The 773-nt window shown below is 74.8% G+C and carries 1 protein-coding gene; it reads right to left on the bottom strand.

All coding sequences use genetic code 11. From position 1 onward, the window contains the following. The coding region (locus tag E2651_RS43510; protein WP_135336764.1) for a hypothetical protein at positions 1–552 on the bottom strand (552 nt) is incomplete at its 3' end. Between the last annotated feature and the right edge of the window lie 221 nt (positions 553–773).

Here is a 773-nt window from a genome sequence, read left to right as displayed (position 1 = left end):
GGATGGAAGGGGCGGGAGGGGCGGCAATTCACCCTGTGAGGCGGTGAGTTGGCTGTGTCGTTCCCGGTCGCGCCTCCCGAGCCGAGCCAGGGCCACGGCCACAGCCACGGCCGCGCACGCGAACAGCGCCATCAGTACCGCATGGGCGGCTCCCTCGCGGGCGTCGTCGAGCAGCTCCTGGGCGCGCGTGCCACGGGTGGACGGGGTGAGGAGGAGGTCCGGCAGGTGCAGGGCGGTCAGGGCGGTCAGGGCGAGGAGATTGGCCTGCGGGGCGAAGGCCGTCAGCGCGAGGCAGAGGGCGAGGGAGCGTCGCCCCGCCTGTCCGGCACCGATCCGCGCTGCGACCGCCCACGCCGTGGACAGCAGCATCCCGAGGAAGAGCGCGTACCACAGCAGTTCGGTGGCCAGGCCCGCGGCCTCGCTGCGGTCGCCGAGCAGCAGTGTGGGGGAGACGGTGAGCAGCCGCAGATTCGCGAGGGCCGACTCGTGCAGCTCCATCTGCCGGGTCCACGGATCGCCGGAGTCCGCCCACCGGATCTGCGCGGGCAGCACGGCGAGCGCCTCGGAGAGGAGGAGGCCGGCGGTGGCCGCGGTCAGCGGGTGGCGCGGGAGCGACCGGAGCGACCGGAGCGACCGGAGCGACCGGAGCGACCGGAGTGGCCGGAGTGGCCGGAGTGGCCGAAGCGACCGGAGTGACCGGAGCGACGGGAGCGACAGGCGTACGGGGAACGTCCGGAGGTTCGGCCCCGGCATCAGCCGCCGCCCGCCCCGGC

This window comes from Streptomyces sp. MZ04 (assembly GCF_004684775.1).
Taxonomy (GTDB): Bacteria; Actinomycetota; Actinomycetes; order Streptomycetales; family Streptomycetaceae; genus Streptomyces.
The sequence above is the reverse complement of the archived record's forward strand: the minus strand, read 5'-3'. Positions and strand labels throughout refer to the sequence as shown.